The following is a 21,801-nucleotide window of genomic DNA, read 5'->3' on the forward strand; positions in this document are numbered from 1 at the left end:
CCTACGGTTGGTCAATATCGCCGCGTAGTTCCAACGCCAGCGTGTAATCAGTGTCGGTAGCCTCACCCTGAGCGATAGCCTGGATCACCCAAACCGGCACATTGGCCGCGTAGGTGTTAAAGCGCAGCACGTTACCGGAAGCCCAACCGCCGCCCCAGCCTGCGGCGGGAATGGTGAAATACGGCTCGCCGGTGTTGGGGTTAATCGGGGCCGTCACTGTGGACGTTGAAGCGCCGGTCACAATCTGGCCGATGTTCTTGCCGATGACGTTAAAGGCAGTCGAGCTGGTGAACTGACAAATCCAGTTTTCAGCGATGCACGAGGCGTTGTTAACCACAATCGGGTACTGGGTGTTGTTGTACTGCGCCGCGACGCCGCTGCCTATCAGCGTGTCACTCCAGACATTGGTCCAGGTTTGCTGGTCGAACGGCACCGAGGTTCGGGCATAAATCGTGCCGTAGACAATGGCGTTTGATACCAGCGTATTTTCCAGCGGGAAAGCGTGGGTCAAGGGTTGCGACAGCGACAGCTGGCCGTTGATTTGCACATCCGACAGCACCGCCATGTCTTCGATACGATCAACGATGCTGATCGGTTGGCTGACGCCGTTTAAATCGCCCCAGGTAATGATGCCGGTATCCAGATCGGCGCTGTATTTATCCGAGGGCAACGCGTTACCGGCAGCGTCGCGGACAGTCAACTTTGCCAACCTAACCCGGCCTAGATCCAGAGTGCCTCCACTGGTGAAAGTGCCAACGCTGGTTTGGTCGTTGAGCACCACCACCACATCGCCCGGCGCATAAACCGGAACCCGACCGTCGGACGGCAGGCGCACAGGGTCAAGGCCGAGTATGGCTGCGGATAACGGCAGGTAAGTGTAGGCAACGGTGTTGTAGAAAATGGTGTCGGCGTAGACGAAACGAGGCTGGAAGATTAAGCCGTCTATAACGTTAGTGGGTTCATACCAATATTCTTCTTCGTTGCCTGCGGCTGTGACCCATTGCCCGAACATCAACTTGACAACGCCCGTCTCGTATTCGATAAAACCCTGAATAAAATCAGATTGAATCTCGCCGGTATTTAACGCCTCCGCTGAAATCAAACCCCCGCCGTCTGCGGGTGTCGCACGGACTTGGAACACGCCGGGTTTAATTGGTGCGGCAGGGGTGCGCATGACAGCACTGGAGACAGGCTGGAAATTCATCGTGGTGGTTAGCGATTGCAAGCCGATGGTGGTGTCTTGACCGGCTACCCAAGACGTCAGAATGCAAGTGCCCGTGCTGTAGTCAATCGTCCCGCCGTAAGTGCCTGAGCCTGTGGCGGCGTCGATGTTGTAATAAAGCTGGCCGTTACGGTCAATGTAGGTTCTACCGCTGAAAGTGAAACGCACAGAGCCAGAGACGATGGCTTCGGCATAATTTGGGGTTAGGTCGAGTTCGATGGTTGATAGGTTTAGGGTTTCGGTGACCGCCGAAGCCGCGCCGCCTTTTGAGAATGAGGCGGCAAGGTTGTCTAGCAAATTTGCTGTTGTGGGTTGGCTTGTATAACCTGTAAATACTAACATTTAAATGCCTATTGTTGTGAGCTAAGTAAGCTACGTCTGCCGTCATCTTCATAAACAGCAACTTTCTGTGTTTTTGCAACTGTCGGATCAAACGTAATAGTGCCTAAAGCATAATCAATTACGGCATTTCTAGTGTTATTTGCCAAAGTACCAGCGCCGTCATCATAGGCAAACTCACCAGCGGTAGCTGAATTGGCTCCGTTTCCGGTCAGGGATACCCATGAAACAGACCAATGCAGTTTCAGTGACCCCGGCAAAATATCCGTTTCCGTCAAATCAAAAGTCAGCAGATCACCAGCAGGATTAGACCCACTAACAGTCACCTTAACCATATCGGCTTCATTTGGCGCATTGTAATTGAACGTAAACGTAGACCCACCCAGCGGCAACGTAACAGGGCTTAACAGCAGTTCGCCTGTGCCCATATTTAACTGCCCCGTGGCATGGCCGCTGATTAATCCCGTACCGTTGCATGTTGCTGTCCTTGCCGTACCGTCATTCCAAGTAATTGCCAAGGTGGACGCGACAAAACCAGACCTGCCTAGCTGATGCTTAATCACCATCTTTTCCGGCGCAATATTGGAACGGTTGAAAAAATCAGCCGGTTTTGCCCACGCATAAATAATGTCGCTGTCGGCATCCGGTAACGCGGCTGTCGTCAAGGTCACCGAGCCGGTCACATAGTTGACCGAACCCGAGCCTATGCCCTGTTCCCCTATTAAGCCGCCGCTGGCATTGTCGCGCAGTTCATACCAGGAATTTAACGCCCGGTAACTGACTGATAGAGCGCCGGGTTGCGGCGGCGGGTTGAGATTGATCGTCCAGACATAGCCCCGGTTAGCGGCGGTGACCCGTACCGAGGTGGTGTCAGCAATGCGGATAGGGGCGGCGGCGGGTTTGAAAGTGGCTGAAATAGCCCAGCCATTTAAACTGAGCGGTGCATTAAAGCGTAGCTCGCCGGTCGCATAAACCACCGTGCCGTAAGCCACGCCGTCGCTGGTGCGGGTTATCGTGCCTGCGACATCGGTAAAGGCAATGCTGTTCATCGTCAACGACAACGAACCCGGCGTAATCGGGCTGCCCAAGTAGCGGCTAAAGATAGCGGTGGAACCGGTACCCAAACTCACCGTCACACTCGGCCCCGATTCAATCAACGGTACCGCATTACTGCCTGCAGTCACATCGACCAACGCCAATTCGGACTGGGAACTTGGTACCACTTGGGAATAAACCGAGTCCGTTTTAACGGTCAATGCACCCAATGCCGCCGGAATCGCCAGCGGCCTTGCACTGTAATACCTTGCCGCATTGGCGACTACGGTTTTATAAATGACCGTGGGCGGTAACTGCGTATCCAGCCGCGTCATTTGCAGGCCGACAAAATCAGCGGTCAGTACGTCCGATATTTCAATTTCCAGAATCCGCCGGGTAAAGGTGTTGTCGCCGTCGGCGAAAGTCTGCACCGACTCGACCAGCTTAACAATCTTGATCGTCTGCGACGCCGTCGCCGATACCAGCTCAAGAACATCGCCAATGCCGGGAATCTTCGCGTCTTCACGCTGGAAAATGGTAACAGCCCTACTCCCCACATACTGAGTAGCCCACAAAAAACCGCTGTACAGGGGTCCCCTAGCCCGGTAATTCTCCACCCGGCTTTTTGCTGATGGCCTGCGGTCAAAATAATCGCCGGTATTGAACAGGTTGACGCCGATCTTGCCATCGCCCGGCAATTTGCTGATGATGACGTGCGAGCCAAAGTAGCGGTCGGTGTTCTGGGTCTGCACAGCGGGAAACACTTTACGCATATGCACCGCACCGTAGACTCTGTCCATGGTGCTGATGTCGTCGAAGATGTTGTTGCTTTCGCCGGACAGTATCAGTTCGCCGGTAATAGCTCCGCCACCTTCAGGCGCGTCGGACATGGTGTCCGATTTGAGTAATTTGATGTCGCCTGAAAGGATGGCCATGGGTTAAACCTGCATTAATTTAAGAGTAAGCGAATACCAGTCGGTGCTGGCTGGCGTGGAATAATCGATAATCAGCGCGGCTTCAATCGGTCGCGAGTCGGCGCTAAACACCACGCTGAACACCCGCGCGTCATTCAGCGTTAAGGTCATCACGCTGGCACTGTCCAACTTGGCATAAAGTGACATCAACACACTGCGCTCAATCCACGCCGCCTGTTCGCCGCCCACTAACGTAATTGACCGGCCTTTTTGCTTAATGCCCAGCTCAACCACCAAAGCGCCGGTGAGCGTGTAGGTTTCTTTTTGCTGGCGTGGCGACCAGTCGAATTCGTCGGTCCAAATCAGGTCTTCCGGCAGCGTGATAGCGTCCAGGGTTATGCTCATACTGTCCTCGCTCCCGAATCTTTCAATACTTGCAAAATGGCACTGGCGTCGCTGGGGTTAAAGCGACCCGCCGACTGGCTGCCGGTCGGCGAGACAAACTGCACTTTCACGGTGGTAGACGATCCTTGAGCTTGTGCCTGACCGTTGCCGGATGAGGCCTTGGCGGGCAAGACCGGCTGCGGCACGGAAAAAGTTTTCGGTTCGGGCAACGTGGGCAATGCCGCCACTCTTTTCTTTGCGGCTGACGGCTCGCGCTCCACCGCAACCGCCCGGCTGTCGGCCTGATGACTGATAGTCTGCGAGGATTCCAGTGCTTGGGCGTCGGCAATAGTCAGATCTTCAATCAATCGACGGATACGCTCTTTTGTCGCTGATAACGTGGCGGCCGCGCCGTTTTTTTGATAGTCGTCGCCCGCTTCCCTGATGATGGCCATGCCGTCATCAGATCCCGATCCTACCTCGGCGTCGCTGAACGCTTTTCGCATTCTGGCGTTAAGCCCCGCTAAAACGGTCGTATCGAGTTTATTGGCCGCTCCAGATCCTATGGCATAGCCGTTGTAATGACTGCGGTCTGCCAGCATCCCAGCGCCTTGGGCAATATCGAGCAGAGCGCTGCCCAGATCGTCCAGTTGCTGCCTACGATGGGCTGTTCTTGCCGACGCCGCACCATCGCGCCTGATTTGACTGGCATCTACCGGGCCTCCGGTGGCCCGACGGATCACATCGCCGACCGGTTGTTGTCCGGCGTTGACCAGGTGCATAAACGGCATGCCCAGTTTTTTAACCGCCTCTTTACGGACGATAAATTCCCCCGATTCCAGCAATGCCTTGATCTTGTCGCCGCCGCCGAAGCCCGGCAGTTTGCCGGTTCTGGGCAAAAACCCGCCTGCAGCAAAACGCCAAGGTTCGCCGGTCGGTTGTCCGGCCGGGCCGCCGGTGGCTTGCGCTGCCGGTCCGCTGGTTTCAACGGTGTTGATATAAATGGTTTTCGTTTCCGGCGCAACCAGCCGGGCAATAATGGATTGCGCGGCGGTCAGGCTGGCGGTATCGATGCCTATTTTTAGCGCATACTCGGCATTGAGCTTGTCGGTAATGTCTTTGATGGTCGTTTGCGTGGCCTGCAACTGCTCATTGACGCCGTTATGCGCGGCTTTAGCGCGTTCGGCATTTTTTTCGTGCGCCGTTGCATTGGCTTCGAGCGTGGTTTTTTCCTGCGCCCACAAAATGTTTTCGCGGCCCTTGGCTTTGGCCAGTGCGTCGGAACCGTTACCGGCCGCGCTGGTAATTTGATCGTGCAAGCCGCGCGCATCGCCCAGTAAGGCGTTTATTTTATCCTGGTCGGCCTGTTCGCCCTTGGCTCGTTCTGTTTTTATTTTCCTGAGCTTGTCATTAAATAAGGACTCTTGCGCATCAATCTTTTCGCGCTCGCCCATGCCCATTAACTTGATGTTAAACAGCGCCTGTTCATGCGTTTGATTCAGATTTTCCAGTTGCTGTTTGGCTTGCTGGGCCAGTTGCAACTCGCTGGCATAAACGCCGGACAGGCGGTTAACCTCGCCCTGATAATAGTCGGCCAGACCGGTATAAACCGCCAGTTTATCCCGTCGCTTTTGGCTTTCTATCTCGCCGCTGCGCTGGGCGTTGGTTGCCGCCAGTGTCAATTCGGCGGCATATTCCTGGTCGATAACCGCCAGTTTTTGCTCTGCGGTGTTTTGCTGCAGCGTCACTTCGGCAGTTGACGCCGCCAGTTTCGCCGTGACCCGCAAGGTATCTTTTGCCGCTTCGCTGATGTCCATCGCGTCGATCAGCGCCAGGCGCTCGATCAAGGCCTGCTCAATCGCCGCCGTTTGCGCCTTGGCTTCGGCGCTGATGCTGTCGGACAGGGCTTTGGCCGCTGTTTGTACGCTGGCGAACGCGGTCTGCTGCTTCAGCGCTTCGGCGGCTATCAGTGCGCTTTTTTCCGCTTCGGTTTGCGCCATGCTGGCCGCGCCGTCGGCATGTGCCTGGGTGGTCTTGCCGATACTCGCGCGTACGCCGTCAAAATGGACGTCGATATTATCCAATTCTGCCGCGAAGGTCTGCCAGCTGGCCAGCGATAATGGCGTGGTCATAAAGGCACCGAACGCGACAAATTTGGCGGTCATCTGCGCGATATTGGCCCCGACCTTTTGCACCCAGTCGAACTGCAAGCCCCAGTTGCCGATGGTGGTGCCGATGTCCCAGGCTATCCAGGCGCCGAATAAGCCGTTAACCATGCCGCCCAAGCCGCCCAACGCGGCAAATGCCCGGCTCAGGCGTGTGGTACTGACGGCAGCCACGTCCTGCGCGGCCGCCAGATTTGCCGTCGCCGTACTGGCGCGGCCTTGTGCAATGCCCAAACGATTCAGTTCGGCGGTGAGCCTTGCGGTTGCCAGCGTGCGCTCGTTGGTAGTGGCAGCCAGGGCCACGCCCAGACGAGCTTCTTCAAGCATCGCCCGCTGCGCCGTCACCCCGGCTCGGGCGGCGGCGGCCTTGGCTTCGAGCAGCGCAAGGGTTTGAATCCGGTTGAGTTCGGCGGCGGCCGCATCGGCTCGGGCAGCGGCGGCCGAGGCGATCAGGCCTTGGGTATAGTTCAGCAATGCATTGACTTTGCTGGCCGCGAACATGGCCAAAGCCACCTCACCGGCCTTGATGGCCAGTGCGACAAACTGATCAAGATGGTCGGTTATAAAGCCTATACCACTAGCAATTGCATGCGTGGCATCGGATGCCCCCTTGGATTGGCCGACAAAGACTAACAGCCGATTTTCCAGCTTAGTCCATGATGCGGCAACCGTGAGCGGCATGTTGTCAGCGGCGGCTTTAATCTCATCAAAGCCGCCGACAATCGCATTGACCAACTCAGCATTGCCAACTTTGCCGTCGGCCATGGCCTTTTTAAGCGACCCCAAACCGTCATAGCCGAGATTTTTTGCCGCGACGTTGACCAACATCAGGTTGGTATCGGCCAATTGCCCAAAATCCTCCCATTGCACAGTATCTGTAGAGATAGCTTGCGTCAGCTGAGTAATAGTCGATGTTACCTCAGCGGCACTGGAACTCTGCGCCTTAAACGACAGGCCGACGGTTTCGGCCAGCTTGGCGGCTATTCCCTGACCGTTGCTAAATTTTTTTAACGCTTGGGCACCACGGGCATACAGCTGCACCGTCTCTTCCAGCGGCGTATTGGTACGCTGCGCAATATCGAATAATTTTTGATGTGTTGCCGCTAAATCGCCGGTCGAGCCAATCGCTTGCTTAATACGCCCGGTTAGGCTGGCATATTTGTTCGATAAGCCCGTCAGGCTTTCAAGGCCTTGCTTAATCGCGACAAAACTGAAGAAACCGACCATCAGCTGTTTAACGCGATCAACTTCCTGGCCAATGCCGCGCACATGGCCCCGGGCCGTATCGAGGCCGCGACTGGCATCATCCTGCAGGCGGAGGATGATGCGCATTGCTAGATTAGGATTAGCCATTTAATTATGATTTCTCGGGTGAATAGGTCAAGGCGGCGATAAAGAAAGTCCAGCCGTAGTCGAAAACGCCTGAATGCCCGCGTTCAATCAGGGCAATACAGGCGCGGTCGAAATCAGCTAAAGGGTTGGCTGCGGGTTTGGCGCTTTTTCCGGCACCATCCCCATCAGGTCTAAAAAAGCCGCGTTGACCTCCAGCAACGCGGCTTTCACTAAAGCGACCTCGCTGAACGTCAGGTCCTCCAGCGTCTCGCCGTCCGGCATGGCAATGCCGTCGCCGAGCAGCACGACCAGCTCGTCAAAGCGCTCGACCATCAGCGTCTGCATATCGACCTGATCCAGGCTTTTCGCCTGTGACAACAACTTGCGGGCGTCACGCACCCGCAACTCGCGCACGGTTACCGTGCGCAATTCATCGAGCCTAACCGATTGCTGCCGCCGCATGGCTTAGACCACGTCCAGTTCGACTTCGTAGGCTGAGGTGCCGCCCGTTGGCACATTCGCGATGCCTGCCAGCTCCATCGAGGTGAAATCATCGGCCAGGAAATCGACACCGGACGTGGGCGACAACACGCCTTCAAACACATTAACTACAGCCTTGCTCTGGTCGGCCTGATTGATGCCATCGAACAGGATGCGCACGATGATGTTGGAATTGGTACCGCCCGCCACCTTGTTGCTAGTCATTGAGGCGTAGGTGTAGTCGATCTTCAGCGACTGACCGTCAGTAATGGTACCAGTGGCCAAGACCTTGATTAATCCCAGACTGGCGTCGGTGATTTCGTAATCGGTACCGAGCGCGAAGGTGGTCACGGCGGTCGAGTCGGTGATAACGACTGCGCTGATTTTGCGCTGGGCGGTTTTTAAAATCAGCCCTTTAAAACCTGTCGCGACTTCGTCAGTGACGGCCGCGCCGGTGACCGAAACCGCCGAGGTATTGCCCAGAAACACCAGCGCCAGACTGTCTTTGTCCAAATCGTCCAGCGCGATATTGACCTCCGCCGGTTTCTTGATAAACACCGTATTCAGCGCCGAACCGTAATTGGCCCGGTCTTTTGAAATGCGTTCCTTTTTTTCCGAGTTTTCCTTGATCTCGAACTTGGTCGCGTTACCGATATATTTGAATCCCTGAAAAACCCCAGCGACTTTGCGATCTACATAAATGCGGCCTGAGCCTAAAAAACCTGCCATGTTCGTTCCTTATTCAGTTAAATGATGCCTTGGTCTGTTAGGACCTTGGCTTGGGTTTCGGTGATTTCGATTTCAGCGCCCGGTTGGTATTCAATACCGGCGTGGGTATGGGATTTTTTGAGTTTGACTTTTAATAGCTTGATAGCTTTATCCATTGTTTTTCCAGTTAAAGTGAGGTGATCAAATTTTCGGTGCTGAACGTGTCGATCCACTTCAGCTGCTTGGCTTCTTTTTTTTGTAATTTTCCGGCCACATGCTGCACCGGTTTAATACAGCCTGGCGGTTGCCACGCTATCAGCGCGTTAAATACTTCTTTCCGGTAGCTACGAATAAAATCTACTGCCGATTCGTGCAGTCGGTCTGTGCTTGCGCGGCGGATAATGATTTCCACTGCAACGGTGTTGACTGTGATTTGCCGCACACTGCCGTTTTTATTGCGGTTGTCATCAGATTCGTCACTTTCCAGATAAACAAACGCAACGGGGGAGTCGTAAAGGTCAATGGTCAATTCGTCATCGGGCAGGGTTTTAAATACCCGACCATCAAATGACGGGCATTGCGCTTGTAATTGCACCACCCACGGAGCGAGGTCTAATAACTCAATCATGACACCGCCGCTTTTTGCATCAGCAAGATAATCAGGCCGAGTGAGACTGCACCCACGCTGCCCATGGCAGCCCAAACGATTTTGCCTATCCACGCCTGATGCGCGTCGGCGATTTTGATAGCTGTGATTTGTGCCTCAAGGATTTCAATGCGCTGACCAAAGCGCCCGAAGGTGTCCTTGTTTTGCAGCTGCATGTCGCAGGTACGCTGGTCGCGTTCATCCATGCGCTGCATCACACTGGAAACGGAGGCGGTAAACCCGCATAAATTTATTTTTATATCATTGATGGATGCCTTGATTTCGTCGACGTCAGATCTGATTGTTTGAATCTCCATTTTTAAGTCCCGTCCTATCTCGTCAAGCCTATCGATTCTATGTAATTGGCTGCATGGTTCCGTCATGATTGTCTCTCCAGTGCTGCTTGTATTATGCCCAGTGCCAGCGTGGTGATCTCGGCGCGTTCGGTTTCGCTGACACCTAAAAATTGCCGTGCCGGCAATGTAATCATCCAGGATTCTTTGGGGCCGCCGCGCAATGCGCGCAAGATTACCCCGGCCTGGCCGACAGTCATGTTTTCCACCAGCCAGCGAATGGTTGGCGTCACTCCCGGCCTGCCTGCACGGCGGCGCTTAAATCCCGCCTCAATCAAGGCTTTGGCCTGCCTGCGCGTGCATTGATCGTTTTTATTGACGTTTTCCATGCTGTTTTCGCCGAAACTGCGCCGGGTAAAGGTTCGCGTGGTACCAAAATGATGTTGATCGGCAATGCCACCCTCAAAGGAGTTGCCCCAACCAACAGTTACACCATCATCACTGACATCCTTAATCACCATGCGCTGCGCCAGACGGGTCAGCATTTTGCGTTTGCGCCCGCGCGCATGTTTGGCAAACGTGGTACCGGTCAAATTAGTTTGCGTGATTGCCCGTTTCTTACTGTTTTTCCGCACTTCCGCGCCGATTTTTTTAATAATTTTGTTGCGCGTTTGCGGCGAGTCAATCGCACTCAGGCGGCGATGCAATTCATCCATGCCTTCCAGTTCGACGTTAATCATGTCAATGCGTACTTGACGCCATTGATTAACAAAGTGCCGTTAACATCAGCCACGGCGGTAATGTTTTCATTAAACCGGATGCCAAATTCCAGGTTAGCGGTTTTGTGGTCGAGCACATCAACGATGACGGTAAACGGCAGCGGCGCGGTGGAGCCGGTATCGTTTTCCATCAGCCAGCGCGAAATATGCGCAAACAGCACGTCAGTCGACACTTTGGCATGGGCATAACGCTCAATAAAAAACATCGCGGTATAGCTTTGCTCGCAGACGACCACATTAGCACCATCCGGGTAATACGCCGGAGTGATGGTCAAATCGTCAACCTCGCTGTTGAGCTGCTCCGCCGCAAACACATCCAGCGACAGCAAATAACTGTGCAAATCAGCTATTTTTTTCATGTTCACTCAACAACTCGGCAAAAAACGCCTCAGCGCCGTGGTGGTGCACGGCCTCGTAATATTTCAGCGCCCTGCGTCTGCGTAGCCACTGCAACCAGCTGCCCGCATGGTTAATCAAGATCAGCAAATTTTCAAACAGCCGCCGGTCGGCGCGCGCTTTGTCGTCCCAACTGATGCCGACGTGATAATCGTAGTCGTGGATGCTGAACGCCTCTGTGCAATCCAGGCCATACATCGTATTGGGTATCAGGCTGCTGATCCAGCGCCCGGCAGGCCCGGCACCGTTGCAGATTTGCGCCTTGATTTCCGGCAGCAGGTATTTATAGCCGCAGGTTGATTTTAAAAGGGGCACATCCTTATGCATTCAAGCGTCCTTATTCGGGTAGTTCAGCGCCGGTTGCCATCATTGCCGACAGCTCGCGTGCGCGTTGGTCGTTTTCCCTGGCCCAATCGCTGTTTAACATATCTTCTGCGGCGCGGGCGTATTCGCCGCGTTCGGCTAATGATAAAAACCGCGTCATTTGTAACAGTCCAGCCAGACCCATGTCATAGGCCATACTCAGCAGCACGGTTTGCCGGGCACGGTTGAGTTTTGACCACCAACACAGCTTGCCGGTCAGATCATGCTCCATTTGCATCATGTTCATGGTTAAGCCCCTATGAATCGAGTGCGCCATAGCGCAAATTTGCGGCAATACGCCTTGCCCAACCGCGTCCAAAATCAATCCAGCTTTTTATCGAGGCCATAAAATCAAGGCGCTCGGCCAACACTAATAGTATTTGGTCGCTTTCGATTATCAAATTTGAGGCATGCAGCGACTGAGGGCCAAAGACGCCATCGGCGGCAACGCCCAGCGCGCGCTGATAGGCTTTGACTGCGTTACTGGTGCCTGAATTAACGGCGAAATCCAGCAGCTGGTACGCCACGCCGTCATGTAATCGGTCGGCTTTTAGCGGCGCCCAAAAATCGCGCTGATAAAGAAAACAAGCGCGCTCCCAGCTAAGATTCTTAATGTCCTCGTCTGGATAGGTCATCGCACTGATGCCATACTTAGTTCCCTTTAGCTTGCCCACGCCGATGCGGCCCGATGTCCAGTTTCCCCGGTCAGTTGGGTTTTGGGTAAAGCCGCCCTCATGCGACAGTATGCGTTTGATGGCTTTTTCAAAGTTCATAGCAGGCTCGCATAAGTATTTGCGCTGCCAAACACCACAGCATCTGGCAACACCGCATCAAATAACGCCTTGATGCTAAGTTGCGATTCATCCAGAAAATATTGTTCGGTGGATTCGCTTTCTTTGGCCGCGTTTTCGGCGTTCGGTTTGCGGTTCATGCTGTTAAATTGCTGCAACAGCCCGGCTTTTGCGCGGGTATGGACGGCATTGTGGTAGTTCAATTCCAGCATGTTGACACTGTTAACCGCTTGCGGATGATGCGCAGCAACATAAGCAGCAAAGACGTTAAATCCCATCGAGACCACTGCTTCTTTGACTGGATACAGCACATCATTAACGCGCACGATGGCCATGACCAGGCCGGTCGAAATCACCGAGTCGGCATATTCGGCAGGAACCCGGTAATTGTTCAGCAGGTCGGCAATTGATAAATTAGGCCAAAAACCATCATTGGTGATAGCTGAGGCCGAGGTGAGTGTGGGGTTTCCGGTCAGACTCATGCGCCGCAAATCCCGTTGGCGGGGACTAGCGGATAAGACAGGCGGATAACCTGCAGCGCAATTTTCCGCGCTGCCGAATCGCTGACTTTATTGCAATAGGTATCGATAGCGCTGAGCAGACTGGATAATTCGCGGGCGCTCATCGTTGAAAAATCACCGAATTGATAGCCGTCATCCAGTTCCGGAGAGGTGCAGCCCAGCAGCGCGATGAACAATAGGATGATGGCTAATTTCTTCATGATTTACTCCGTAAAATTTAATGCCTGGACAAACAACCTTTGCCATATCGAACCGTCAGGCGAATGACAGCGGTGTTGTCAGCCAGGGCTTGGAGAGCCGGTTAAGACTGGGCCGACAAAGCGGCCTGATCTAGTAACTTTTGCAATTCTTCTTTCATACCTTTAACGCCTGCCTTATCCGGATTAATCGCTTCCGCTTTCAGGCATAAGGCCAGCGCCTCGGCATAATCGCCATTGCGCTTTTTGTGCTTGGCCAGCATCGAATACAGCTTGCTTAAAAACAACGGGTTCATGTCCCATTTATCCGCTTCGGCCGCAGCGATCAGCTGATCCAGATACGGACTGGCACTGTGTTCGGCTTTAAGCTCGACGTTGGCCCAGTCGTAAATAAAGTCACACAAGAACTCCGGCATCGGCCGGTTGAATCTTTCCGGCATCTTCTGCTGTTGTTTGACCAAAAACAGCGCCAGGTTCAGGCCGATTTCAATACTGCCGATGTCCAGCAACCAGATCATCACTAACACGGCAACGTCGTTGGGGTAGTTGTGCGCCTTGTCCATGTACTCATCGACAAAGCCCAGGTAGGTCGGCAGCACGGTTTGTTTAATCCGCGCCTTGCCTTCCAGTGTCGGCTCGGCTTTGATTTTGGCGAGGTCGATGGCCATTGCAGCTTGATAATCCGCTAACTGCGCATTGACGATGGTCGTCGTACTTCTGTTACCGCCTTTAGCCGCAGGATCAAAGCCGATGATTGCCGTCGCTGCCGCTATTCGCGCTAAATGCCTTCTTGCCGGGCTAGTCATGGTTATACCCAAGTTCCGGTAATGTTTTCGATGACGCAGCCTGCGCCGTAGTCCTCAACCACATAAGCATCGTTGCTGGATTCGTAGTTTTCGATTCTGTCCCGTTTGGAATTTTCGACGATGTTTCTGCGGCGGGTGCCTTCCTGAAAATAGATACTCAAGTTGCTGAGCGGCGTGACAAACATCGAATTTGCCGGAAATGACGGTACCCTGACAGCAGGTAAATTGCCGATTCTTTTTTGACTGACGATGATGTCGGTAGCCAGCGTTTCCGTAGGCGCCTGACTGACGTCAATCAACGGGAAATATTTGTCGGACAACAAGGCTCGGCCGCAAATGACGACTAAATCGGTCGAGTCCTGGTGCCAAGGCTCAAGCAGCGAATTGACCGCATCAAATACCAATGCGTCGAGATTGTAATAGTCGCGACCGGCCGCATTACCGACTCTAATCGCCCCCACATTAGCGCCCTCAGCCATGACTCTGGCCAGGGCATTGGCCCGGTATTTTTGCAACCAGCCGATGTTGACGTCCTGCAATAACGGGTTAGTGCCGTTATTACTAGTCGCCGCGCGGCTAGTGCCGTTAAAGCCGATCATCATTCGATCAAGCGCCTGGCGCTTTAAAATGGCATCGCGGATCAGGGTTTGAAAATTAGGAAATTTCGCCCACATATCCAGCTTTTGATAAGTCAGATGCGTGTCGGAGTTGGTTTGTTCGCAGCGGTAGCCGTCTGTGTCCAGTGCTGATGGGTCGCTTGTAGCTCTGTCTGTTGTGGTTGTGTTCGTGGTGCTGGCAACCGGACTGGAAACGCCTAGACCTAATTTTTCGCCCTCTTGTTCCGACACGCCGACGATGTTGATTTTTTTCAGGAATTCAGAGCTTTCCTGCATGTTCGTTTCCAGCGACTGCTGGACAGACGGGGTGGCTGTAAATTTTTTGCTGACATCGGATACGCCGTTTAACTGGCCGATTCTGGCCTGATAGGCCTCAAACTTTATTCTGGTGCTTGCTTTCATTTTTATCCCTTAAATGGTGATCGTTTTGCGGTCAATCGCTTAGCAATCGGTTTGAGTCGAATCGTCTGAACTGAAATGTTCCCCGGCATTCGTTCCGTTTTGCTCGCCGACCGCTTTTTTAAATTCGGTTTGCAGAGCGGCGAAATCTTCGGTCAGTTTTGCCAGTGCGTCGGCGCTTTTGTCTTCTGCCTTTTCGGACTTTAGTGCGGCGAACTGCTGGGTCAGCTGGTCGAACTCGGCTTTCAACGCGGCAAAATCTTCGCTCGGCTTTTCTTCCGGTTTTAAGGCGGCAAGACCTTGCTCAAGTGCGGTGAATCTAGCCTCAAAGGCTTCCTTATCTTTCTTGTCCATGGTGTCCTCGTCAGCGGGTTCGGGTTGGGTAAATTTTTCGGCGAAGCGCTGAAACCAGCCGGGCGCTTGGTCTTCGTTAAAAAGTTGGGGAGCGTGTTCGGTGAATACCGATAACAAAGCGTCTTTGTTATTGATTGAGCTAAAGCGCATTTCAGAGGTGCCAGCCGAGGCAGGGTTATCGGTTGCCGCCAATCCGGTCAGATAAACTTCGCCGGTTTTTCTAAAGTCCGGCAACAGCTCCATGCTGGTAAACAGTTTTTGCCCGGATCGATTGATGCTTTGGTAATACTCGTTCGGCGCGATGATCGCAAACAGATCGACGCCGCCTTCTGCATTTTTTTCCGTACGCAACTCTTCGACCGTGCCCATGTTGTACCAGCGCTCATGCTCAGGCCAGATCAATGCGGTAAATGTCTCCTTGTTGTAGGACAAGGCGGCTTGCTTTAATTGGGCGGGATCGATCTTGCGTCCGTCGACGGTTGCGCCGCTGCGTCCGATACGTTTCCAGCCGGTTTTCAGTTCTTTAGCCATAACACCCTAAATAATGAGTTTTTTGTTCAGTTGCGCTCAATTTTAGTGGCAATTAGCCGCGCAATCAACGGCATAAATTCCTTATAATTCCTATATTTACATTATATTACTCAAGTAAAACATTAACTTCTATTTTCCGCGTGTTTTAGTCATAAAATAGCCTCGGACTATAAAAAATGGACGAACGATGATGGCTATAAAAAAGGGACGCGCAGGTTAATGGGAGCCAAACACTATTCGGCGCAGACCAAAGCGCTGGCCGGACAGTTTTACGTCAAGGGCTGGACTATTGACGAAATCGCGGCCGAGATGTCTATCAGTGCCCGCACGCTGTACAACTGGCAAAAGGCCGACAGCTGGGACGAAAAAAAAGCGGAGAGTAGCGCTGAGCTGGTGATTGCCCAGCGTATTTGCGTGCTGGCGAATCGCGAAAACAAAACCCCGGGCGAAATAGCGGAGCTGGGTGCGCTGTGTTCGACGTTCGGCAATATGAAGATCCAGCTGGCCCAGGCGGAGGCGATCAAGAACGGGCGTTATCCATCGTCAGCGCCGGTATCTTTCGACGGCGGCGAGACCGAGCAGCCTAAAAAGCCTGCTGGACAGAAAAAAGCGCCGCGCGAGAAGAAGGCCAAAAACGACATTTCAAGCGTCAGCGAAGAAATGATTATGTCGGTACTGCACCAGCTGTTTTTTGCCTATCAATTGGTGTGGTGGGCAGCCAAGAATAATCCGCTGTTCAGGCGCAACCGGTTTATTTTGAAATCGCGGCAGATCGGGGCGACCTACTATTTTGCCTTTGAGGCTTTGGCTGATGCGATCCTGACCGGCGAGAACCAGATATTTTTATCAGCCTCACGCGACCAAGCCGAGGTGTTCAAGGCGTACATCATCGCGTTTGGCTTGGAGCATTTTGGCGTTGAGCTGAAAGGGCAGGGCGTGATTACCCTGTCAAACGGTGCCGAGTTGCGCTTTTTATCGACCAACAGCCGCACGGCTCAGTCCTACCACGGGCATTTATATGTCGACGAATGCTTCTGGATCCCCGACTTCGACAAGATGTGGAAAGTGGCCAGCGGTATGGCCGCGCACAAGAAATGGCGGCGCACGCTGTTTTCCACGCCGTCGGCGATCAGTCACCAGGCCCATCCGATGTGGTGCGGCGAGAAGTACAACCAGGGCAGGTCCGACGACAAAAAAGCCGAGTTCGATGTCAGTCATAAAACGCTGAAAGACGGCGTGCTGGGCGCTGACAAAATTTGGCGGCACATGGTCACGGTGGTGGATGCCGAGGCGCAGGGCTGCGACCTGTTTGACATCGCTGAACTGAAAGACGAGTACAGCAAAGACGATTTTGCCAATTTGTTCATGTGCATTTTTATCGATGACGCCAAGAGTGTTTTTAACCTCGGCATCATGATGACTTGCTATGCCGGTGAGGATTACACCGACTACAACGACAAAGCCGCGCGCCCGTTCGGCAACCGGCCGGTGGCTGTCGGCTACGACCCGAGCCGCACCCGCGATAATGCCAGTCTGGCTATTTTAGCCATCCCACTGCGGCCAGGCGACAAATGGCGGGTGCTGAAGACGATGGACTTTCACGGGCAAAATTTTCAGTATCAGGCCAGCCAAATCAAGGCGGTATGCGACAGCCATAACGTGCTGCACATCGGTATTGACGTGACCGGCATCGGCTACGGCCTGTTTGAATTGGTCGAGCAGTTTTACCGCCGGGTAACGCCTATCAACTACAGCAACGAGACTAAAACCGCGCTTGTCATGAAAGCCATCGACGTGATCGAGAACGGTCGCTTTGAGTACGAATCAGGCAATAAACGCATCACCCAGGCCTTTATGATGATTACCAAAACCACGACCGGCAGCGGAGTGATTACTTATTCTGCAGGCCGCAACAACGCCACCGGCCATGCCGATGTGGCGTGGAGCATTATGCACGCGATTGCCTACGAGCCTATTGCCGCACGCAAAAAAACCACTATATCTATGGGATAAAAAACTATGTTTGACCGCGCTATTGAGATGTACACCGCATTGACCACAAAGCCTGCGGCCGGAAAAACCAGTCTGTTTAGCTTTGGCGATCCAGAGCCGATTTTAGCGAACAATGCCATGGATTATCTCGGCACGTTTCTGGACGGCGGAGGCGAGTATTACCGGCCGCCGGTCAGTCTACCGGGTCTGGTCAATTTGATGGGGGCCAATGCCTACCACGGGCCGATCCTGCATTTTAAGAAAAACATGATCCTGAAATGGTTTGAGCCGTCCAAGCTGCTCAGCATAAAGGATTTGGAAATAACCGCGTTGAATCACCTGGTCACCGGCAACAGCTATTTGCAGAGACTGACCAACCGGTTCGGCAAGACCACCAAGCTGCAAAGCCTGCCTGCGATACCGATGCGCCGGGCACGGGCAAAGGATTTTTACATCAAATTGCTGGCCGACGGCAGCAAGGTCGAGTTTAAACAGGGCGAAGTGATTCATCTGCTGGAACCGGATCTTAAACAATCGATTTACGGATTGCCGGAATATTTGGGGGGCATTCAGTCGGTGCTGCTGGGCGAGGCGTCGACGCTGTTCCGGCGCAAAGTGCTGCAGAACGGCAACCACATGGGTTACATTCTGGTGACCACCGATGCCGACATCGATGACGCCGACGCCAAGACTATCGGCGAGCAGGTCAAGCTGTCGAAAGGACCGGGTAACGGCCGCTCGATGTATTTGAACATCGGCAAATCGTCGTCGCGGGAGCCGGTTAAAGTTATTCCCATAGGCGACATCGGCACCAAGGACGATTTTGAAGCGATAAAAGCTATTACCGAGCGCGAAATGCTGGCAATGCACCGGATGCAGCCGGGATTATCCGGCATTATTCCGCAAAATACCGGCGGTTTCGGCGACATGGAAAAAACCATGCGCGTGTATCACGAGCTGGAAGTTATCTCGATGCAGCAGACGTTTTTGGAGCTGAATGAGGTGATGGGGGAGGAGGTCGTTAAATTTAAAGATCCGGTTTGGACAGTTTAGGCCGAATATTAGGTGTTTTAACGTATGGAAACGCATGACAATAGGTGTTATTTGCTATAATACGCGAAACAGCTGGAGAGCCGAATGCGCGTTATATGCCCACATTGTCATAAAAAAGCCTTGATTACTTCAACCAATGAATTGACCGGAACGGTCAAGGATCTCTACTGCATTTGCACCAACGCCAAAGAATGTGGAGCCAGTTTTGTTTTTACCCTGGCTTACAAACACGACCTCAATCCGCCGCAACGCACTACGCTGCAAATTGCCGCGACCTTGATCAACCACCTGCAGCCGGAACAACGCAAACGGCTGCAGGTTGATCTTTTCGGTTAAGCCAAATGTCTCAAGCGTTTCTGACTATCGGACAGTTCGCCTACCAACAGCCCGAACAGCCTGTCGACATGAATCGCGCTTAACTCTTCGCCATCATCAATCGACGCAGCCACGCCGGATGTCGCTACCGATAACGCCCCGATAATACCCTCCAAGCGATCTATCTCACCGCGCAAGCCGCTTTGACGGATGGCATCCATTTGCTCAGTGCGCGTCATGGTTCACCTCCCGCGCGGCCACAGCGCGTAAGGCCGGTTTTTTCTCCTTGATCAACACGCACATTTGCTCCATTAAAGCGCGTTCGGTGTTGATAATCGGATCCAGCAGGTAGGTTAACTCGGATGGCTCCACGCTGTCGGCGCTTGAGCAGCCATTGAGTAGGCCGCTCAGCGCATGGAGTGCGCAAATTTGGCTATGCAATTCCTCCAGCAGATCACTAAAGTGGCGTGAGGTAGCGACATCAAGGCTCATTGCGCACCGCCTTCAGGCAAAAACAAATCCGCCTGATCGTCTTGGTGGGCGATCAACTTAATATCCGGCATTCTGGAACCGACCATATTATGCAGTTCACGCAAGTGGGTCAGCAGCGTGCGGCGCTCGAAGGCGTTTTTGCTGGTGACGATCTGGTTGGTGAGTTGGGCGATTTGCCGGACGATGGCGACATAATCCTTGGGTTGGACTTTGCCGAAAAAGCCGTGTTTGCGGATTTGCGGCAACACTTCTGAATAAACAAAGTTGGCAAACTCTTCGGCTTTGGGTTTATTGGAGCGGAAAATCATCTTGAAAACGGCGGCTTCGTTGATAAAAATGGTGTCTCTTTCGCCTTTTATGGTCGGCTGAAAGCCGACCATAACCCATGTTTCAGGCATGTTACCGAGCGTTTTTGAGCCTCCGCACCACAAAATATCCAGAGCTAGGCATACATCTTTAGCGCAAAACCAGACATCATTATGCTCATCAATGGCGGTTCTTACATCAAGGTCGGAAAATTGAAAAGGGTTAGCCAGGGTTTTTAAGTTCATGGCTTATTCTCCTTGAATAGCGGCTACGGGATGACGGTACCCGTCTTCGATACGCGCTACCTGTTCGCAGAGCCAGTCGAGCAAGCCGGGGGTCAGATGGCTATACCCGCCAGTTTCAACCATATTGCGCAGGTAAGCATAAATCCGGTTGGCTTCCAGATAGCAGAATTGCAGGCCGTTGTGCGGGCCGAAGACCTTGATGCTATCGACCATGAGGCCGGCCAGAACATAGCCGGTTGCGGAATGCGGGTTTTGCGCGGCCTCGTCGTTATTTTGGTTGAGAATGGCGGCTAACTGGCGCAGGTTAAGATAGGTGTGGTGCTGCTCATCAATGACCAGGGTCAGTGGACGACCGGCATAATGCGCGACGATATTGAATGGGAGGGTTTTTAATTGGTTGTTCATGGTATATCTCCAAGTAAATTAAAACCCGGCGACATGAGACCACACATGGCGCCGGACTGAACAGGTTGGTCTACCGGCTACTTGAAACCGGCCAGCCTTGCGGCTGCCTGCCCAGCCCGACAGAATGAAAGGAGCTGGAGCGCTGCGCATAAAAAAACCGCTTGAAGGCGGTTGTGCGCCAAGTAGTTACCGAGAGACCAATCCCGACACTGGATGAGCCAGTGCAGGATTAGGTTAACCCCCTAAAAATACTTTGTCAAGGAATGCGTGTATTACGTCAAATTTGACGTTTTGTTTCCTGAAAGATACAATTAATATATGAAATACGAACTGCAAAGCACTCAAACCTTTAACCAGTGGCTGGCCAAGCTAAAAGACCGGACCGTAAAAAACCAGTTGCTGTCCCGCTTGGCACGAGTTGAAAACGGCCATTTTGGCGACGCTAAAACCTTGTCCACCGGTTTGTTTGAGTTGCGGTGCTTTTTTGGCGGCGGCCTTCGGGTCTATTACACGATCCGCAACCAGCGGGTTGTCCTGCTCTTGGTCGGTGGCGATAAGTCCAGCCAAGGTCGGGACATCGAAAAAGCCAACGCCATTTTGAACACCTTGGAGGATTAAACCATGACCAACCTAAAACGCAGCGCGGCTGAAATTATCACCCCCTTTGATATTGCCGAGCATCTGGAAACCGAGGCGGACATCCGTGATTTTTTGCGGGAAACAGCGAGTCACGGCGATGCGTCCGATTTTATCCACGCGCTTAACACGGCCGCCCGTGCCAAGGGCATGACCGAAGTCGCCAAACAAGCCGGGGTGACACGAGCCAGCCTGTACAAGTCGCTGGCTGAGGACGGCAACCCCCGGTTTGAAACTATCGCCAAGATTGTTGAGGCGTTAGGTTGCAGGCTAGTGGTCTCTTAAACACGGCACTGTTTCAGTCCATAGGATGTGCTGAGGCACGAAGCGCATCACTCGCGAACGATGCGCTTCACGTTGTTCAGCACAGCCTACGGCGCTGCTGTAAGTAGTCGTTTCATTCATCTACTAAATCGGCTTGGTACGGATGGCCGATTTGTTCGGCAATATCTTTCATCAAGCTGTGTAACACTTTGCGGTCGCCTACGTCTTCGGTAACGCGCTTTTCTTTACTCACGGACAAGAAGTTTTTAATTTTTCCGGATTCAAATTTGGCATGGCTTGATTTAACAGCAATGCCAGTTGTTTCATAGCTATAAAGGGCTTCGGCCCATTCTTCATGTAAGGCCAGTAAATGTTCAGCGGAAGACATATTGCCTTGGCTTCTAACCTGACCGATGCTGATTCTAGCAATGTACATTTGTACCCGTCTTAAACGAATAAAAACTGTGTCTTTGGGTGCATCGTCGCTGCAAAGAATGGCGATTTTTTGGCCTTCTTCCGAACCTAGGTTCGCGGAAACGTCATTTTTGGGGCTATATTTGCATGGCGCTTGCAGAATTTTACCGTTTTCCAGCAGCAAAGTTCCATAAAAAAGCACCGCGTCATCTTCCAGTAAACCGCGTTTTTGTCCCCGCCAATCCAAGCTAATTTGATCAACTAAAGGCCGCATTGAGATGTATTGTGTATCGTGCAGGGTATACGTTAGATGGGGGCGGTTTGCAAAGTGCATTACGCCGGTAACTTTCATTTCTGGTAGGTTTGTGGTCATTGTCTTTGCTCTCTCATGAATAAAATTAAATGGT

Annotated in this window: 29 protein-coding genes; 5 read left to right on the forward strand and 24 right to left on the reverse strand. The window is 52.9% G+C overall.

All coding sequences use genetic code 11. The features are described 5' to 3' along the window. Nucleotide 1 precedes the first annotated feature (1 nt). The 19 genes from ABXJ76_RS07780 to ABXJ76_RS07870 all read right to left on the reverse strand — a co-directional run bounded on the left by ABXJ76_RS07780 (nucleotide 2) and on the right by ABXJ76_RS07870 (nucleotide 15,272). Complete coding sequence (locus tag ABXJ76_RS07780) at nucleotides 2-1,564, reverse strand: hypothetical protein (protein WP_432745760.1); 1,563 nt, start codon at nucleotides 1,562-1,564, stop codon at nucleotides 2-4. An 8-nt stretch (nucleotides 1,565-1,572) separates the two neighbouring features. Continuing rightward, on the reverse strand, nucleotides 1,573-3,531 hold the full coding sequence (locus ABXJ76_RS07785; protein ID WP_432745762.1) for a hypothetical protein: 1,959 nt from the start codon (nucleotides 3,529-3,531) through the stop codon (nucleotides 1,573-1,575). A 3-nt stretch (nucleotides 3,532-3,534) separates the two neighbouring features. Then, nucleotides 3,535-3,915 (reverse strand): hypothetical protein, encoded by a 381-nt coding sequence (locus tag ABXJ76_RS07790; protein ID WP_432745764.1) that lies wholly within the window; start codon nucleotides 3,913-3,915, stop codon nucleotides 3,535-3,537. Next, on the reverse strand, nucleotides 3,912-7,412 hold the full coding sequence (locus ABXJ76_RS07795; protein ID WP_432745765.1) for a tape measure protein: 3,501 nt from the start codon (nucleotides 7,410-7,412) through the stop codon (nucleotides 3,912-3,914). The genes ABXJ76_RS07790 and ABXJ76_RS07795 overlap by 4 nt, the downstream gene beginning before the upstream one ends. 117 nt (nucleotides 7,413-7,529) lie before the next feature. Beyond that, nucleotides 7,530-7,853, reverse strand: coding sequence for a hypothetical protein (locus ABXJ76_RS07800; protein WP_432745767.1), 324 nt, complete (start codon nucleotides 7,851-7,853; stop codon nucleotides 7,530-7,532). Nucleotides 7,854-7,856: 3 nt separating this feature from the next. After that, a complete protein-coding gene (locus ABXJ76_RS07805) occupies nucleotides 7,857-8,600 on the reverse strand; it encodes a hypothetical protein (protein ID WP_432745769.1) in 744 nt (247 codons plus the stop codon). 17 nt (nucleotides 8,601-8,617) lie between these two features. Beyond that, the gene (locus ABXJ76_RS07810; protein WP_432745771.1) at nucleotides 8,618-8,755 is read right to left on the reverse strand and encodes a DUF7210 family protein; all 138 of its coding nucleotides are present in this window, start codon (nucleotides 8,753-8,755) and stop codon (nucleotides 8,618-8,620) included. An 11-nt stretch (nucleotides 8,756-8,766) separates the two neighbouring features. Then, nucleotides 8,767-9,207, reverse strand: coding sequence for a phage tail terminator protein (locus tag ABXJ76_RS07815; RefSeq protein ID WP_432745773.1), 441 nt, complete (start codon nucleotides 9,205-9,207; stop codon nucleotides 8,767-8,769). Beyond that, nucleotides 9,204-9,608, reverse strand: a complete 405-nt coding sequence (locus ABXJ76_RS07820) for a hypothetical protein (protein ID WP_432745775.1) — start codon at nucleotides 9,606-9,608, stop codon at nucleotides 9,204-9,206. Before ABXJ76_RS07820 ends, ABXJ76_RS07815 begins: the two co-directional genes overlap by 4 nt. Then, a complete protein-coding gene (locus ABXJ76_RS07825) occupies nucleotides 9,605-10,258 on the reverse strand; it encodes a hypothetical protein (RefSeq protein WP_432745776.1) in 654 nt (217 codons plus the stop codon). Before ABXJ76_RS07825 ends, ABXJ76_RS07820 begins: the two co-directional genes overlap by 4 nt. After that, entirely contained in the window at nucleotides 10,255-10,656 is a 402-nt protein-coding gene (locus tag ABXJ76_RS07830) for a phage tail protein (protein ID WP_432745778.1), read from the reverse strand. Before ABXJ76_RS07830 ends, ABXJ76_RS07825 begins: the two co-directional genes overlap by 4 nt. After that, nucleotides 10,640-11,020 (reverse strand): hypothetical protein, encoded by a 381-nt coding sequence (locus ABXJ76_RS07835; protein WP_432745780.1) that lies wholly within the window; start codon nucleotides 11,018-11,020, stop codon nucleotides 10,640-10,642. Before ABXJ76_RS07835 ends, ABXJ76_RS07830 begins: the two co-directional genes overlap by 17 nt. A gap of 10 nt (nucleotides 11,021-11,030) precedes the next feature. Next, on the reverse strand, nucleotides 11,031-11,303 hold the full coding sequence (locus tag ABXJ76_RS07840; protein WP_432745782.1) for a hypothetical protein: 273 nt from the start codon (nucleotides 11,301-11,303) through the stop codon (nucleotides 11,031-11,033). A 10-nt stretch (nucleotides 11,304-11,313) separates the two neighbouring features. Then, nucleotides 11,314-11,829 carry a glycoside hydrolase family 108 protein gene (locus ABXJ76_RS07845; RefSeq protein ID WP_432745784.1) on the reverse strand — a complete coding sequence of 172 codons (516 nt, stop codon included), beginning with the start codon at nucleotides 11,827-11,829 and terminating at the stop codon, nucleotides 11,314-11,316. Then, a complete protein-coding gene (locus ABXJ76_RS07850; RefSeq protein ID WP_432745787.1) occupies nucleotides 11,826-12,329 on the reverse strand; it encodes a head completion/stabilization protein in 504 nt (167 codons plus the stop codon). Before ABXJ76_RS07850 ends, ABXJ76_RS07845 begins: the two co-directional genes overlap by 4 nt. Next, entirely contained in the window at nucleotides 12,326-12,568 is a 243-nt protein-coding gene (locus ABXJ76_RS07855) for a hypothetical protein (RefSeq protein WP_432745789.1), read from the reverse strand. The genes ABXJ76_RS07850 and ABXJ76_RS07855 overlap by 4 nt, the downstream gene beginning before the upstream one ends. A gap of 101 nt (nucleotides 12,569-12,669) precedes the next feature. Further along, nucleotides 12,670-13,371: a phage terminase small subunit gene (gpM, locus tag ABXJ76_RS07860; protein ID WP_432745791.1), complete on the reverse strand. Its 702-nt coding sequence runs from the start codon at nucleotides 13,369-13,371 to the stop codon at nucleotides 12,670-12,672. Between the two features lie 2 nt (nucleotides 13,372-13,373). Beyond that, entirely contained in the window at nucleotides 13,374-14,390 is a 1,017-nt protein-coding gene (locus tag ABXJ76_RS07865; protein ID WP_432745793.1) for a phage major capsid protein, P2 family, read from the reverse strand. 39 nt (nucleotides 14,391-14,429) lie between these two features. Continuing rightward, complete coding sequence (locus tag ABXJ76_RS07870) at nucleotides 14,430-15,272, reverse strand: GPO family capsid scaffolding protein (RefSeq protein WP_432745795.1); 843 nt, start codon at nucleotides 15,270-15,272, stop codon at nucleotides 14,430-14,432. Between the two features lie 219 nt (nucleotides 15,273-15,491). On the opposite strand from ABXJ76_RS07870, the gene ABXJ76_RS07875 reads away from it, so the two are divergent. The 3 genes from ABXJ76_RS07875 (at nucleotide 15,492) to ABXJ76_RS07885 (ending at nucleotide 18,653) form a co-directional block, all read left to right on the forward strand. Next, the gene (locus ABXJ76_RS07875) at nucleotides 15,492-17,285 is read left to right on the forward strand and encodes a terminase large subunit domain-containing protein (RefSeq protein ID WP_432745797.1); all 1,794 of its coding nucleotides are present in this window, start codon (nucleotides 15,492-15,494) and stop codon (nucleotides 17,283-17,285) included. Between the two features lie 6 nt (nucleotides 17,286-17,291). Continuing rightward, complete coding sequence (locus ABXJ76_RS07880) at nucleotides 17,292-18,317, forward strand: phage portal protein (RefSeq protein ID WP_432745798.1); 1,026 nt, start codon at nucleotides 17,292-17,294, stop codon at nucleotides 18,315-18,317. A gap of 84 nt (nucleotides 18,318-18,401) precedes the next feature. After that, entirely contained in the window at nucleotides 18,402-18,653 is a 252-nt protein-coding gene (locus ABXJ76_RS07885; RefSeq protein WP_432745800.1) for an ogr/Delta-like zinc finger family protein, read from the forward strand. On the opposite strand, the gene ABXJ76_RS07890 is transcribed toward ABXJ76_RS07885, so the two are convergent. Genes ABXJ76_RS07890 through ABXJ76_RS07905 form a run of 4 tightly spaced genes read right to left on the reverse strand, consistent with a single transcriptional unit; the run spans nucleotide 18,650 to nucleotide 20,080 of the window. Further along, nucleotides 18,650-18,871: a hypothetical protein gene (locus ABXJ76_RS07890; RefSeq protein WP_432745801.1), complete on the reverse strand. Its 222-nt coding sequence runs from the start codon at nucleotides 18,869-18,871 to the stop codon at nucleotides 18,650-18,652. The two genes, ABXJ76_RS07885 and ABXJ76_RS07890, sit on opposite strands and share 4 nt — an antisense overlap. Beyond that, a complete protein-coding gene (locus ABXJ76_RS07895) occupies nucleotides 18,858-19,124 on the reverse strand; it encodes a hypothetical protein (protein WP_432745803.1) in 267 nt (88 codons plus the stop codon). Before ABXJ76_RS07895 ends, ABXJ76_RS07890 begins: the two co-directional genes overlap by 14 nt. Further along, nucleotides 19,121-19,675 (reverse strand): BRO-N domain-containing protein, encoded by a 555-nt coding sequence (locus ABXJ76_RS07900; protein ID WP_432745805.1) that lies wholly within the window; start codon nucleotides 19,673-19,675, stop codon nucleotides 19,121-19,123. Before ABXJ76_RS07900 ends, ABXJ76_RS07895 begins: the two co-directional genes overlap by 4 nt. Before the next feature lie 3 nt (nucleotides 19,676-19,678). Continuing rightward, entirely contained in the window at nucleotides 19,679-20,080 is a 402-nt protein-coding gene (locus ABXJ76_RS07905) for a hypothetical protein (RefSeq protein WP_432745806.1), read from the reverse strand. A 318-nt stretch (nucleotides 20,081-20,398) separates the two neighbouring features. On the opposite strand from ABXJ76_RS07905, the gene ABXJ76_RS07910 reads away from it, so the two are divergent. Together ABXJ76_RS07910 and ABXJ76_RS07915 are read left to right on the forward strand one after the other, a co-directional pair. Next, nucleotides 20,399-20,698, forward strand: coding sequence for a type II toxin-antitoxin system RelE/ParE family toxin (locus ABXJ76_RS07910; protein ID WP_432745808.1), 300 nt, complete (start codon nucleotides 20,399-20,401; stop codon nucleotides 20,696-20,698). Nucleotides 20,699-20,701: 3 nt separating this feature from the next. Further along, nucleotides 20,702-21,001, forward strand: coding sequence for an addiction module antidote protein (locus ABXJ76_RS07915; protein ID WP_432745810.1), 300 nt, complete (start codon nucleotides 20,702-20,704; stop codon nucleotides 20,999-21,001). A 112-nt stretch (nucleotides 21,002-21,113) separates the two neighbouring features. Here ABXJ76_RS07915 and ABXJ76_RS07920 read toward each other — a convergent pair whose 3' ends face one another. Next, nucleotides 21,114-21,767, reverse strand: coding sequence for a hypothetical protein (locus ABXJ76_RS07920; protein ID WP_432745812.1), 654 nt, complete (start codon nucleotides 21,765-21,767; stop codon nucleotides 21,114-21,116). Nucleotides 21,768-21,801: the final 34 nt, after the last annotated feature.

Origin of the sequence: Methylobacter arcticus (assembly GCF_050917435.1) — a bacterium.
Lineage (GTDB): Bacteria > Pseudomonadota > Gammaproteobacteria > Methylococcales > Methylomonadaceae > Methylobacter_A > Methylobacter_A titanis.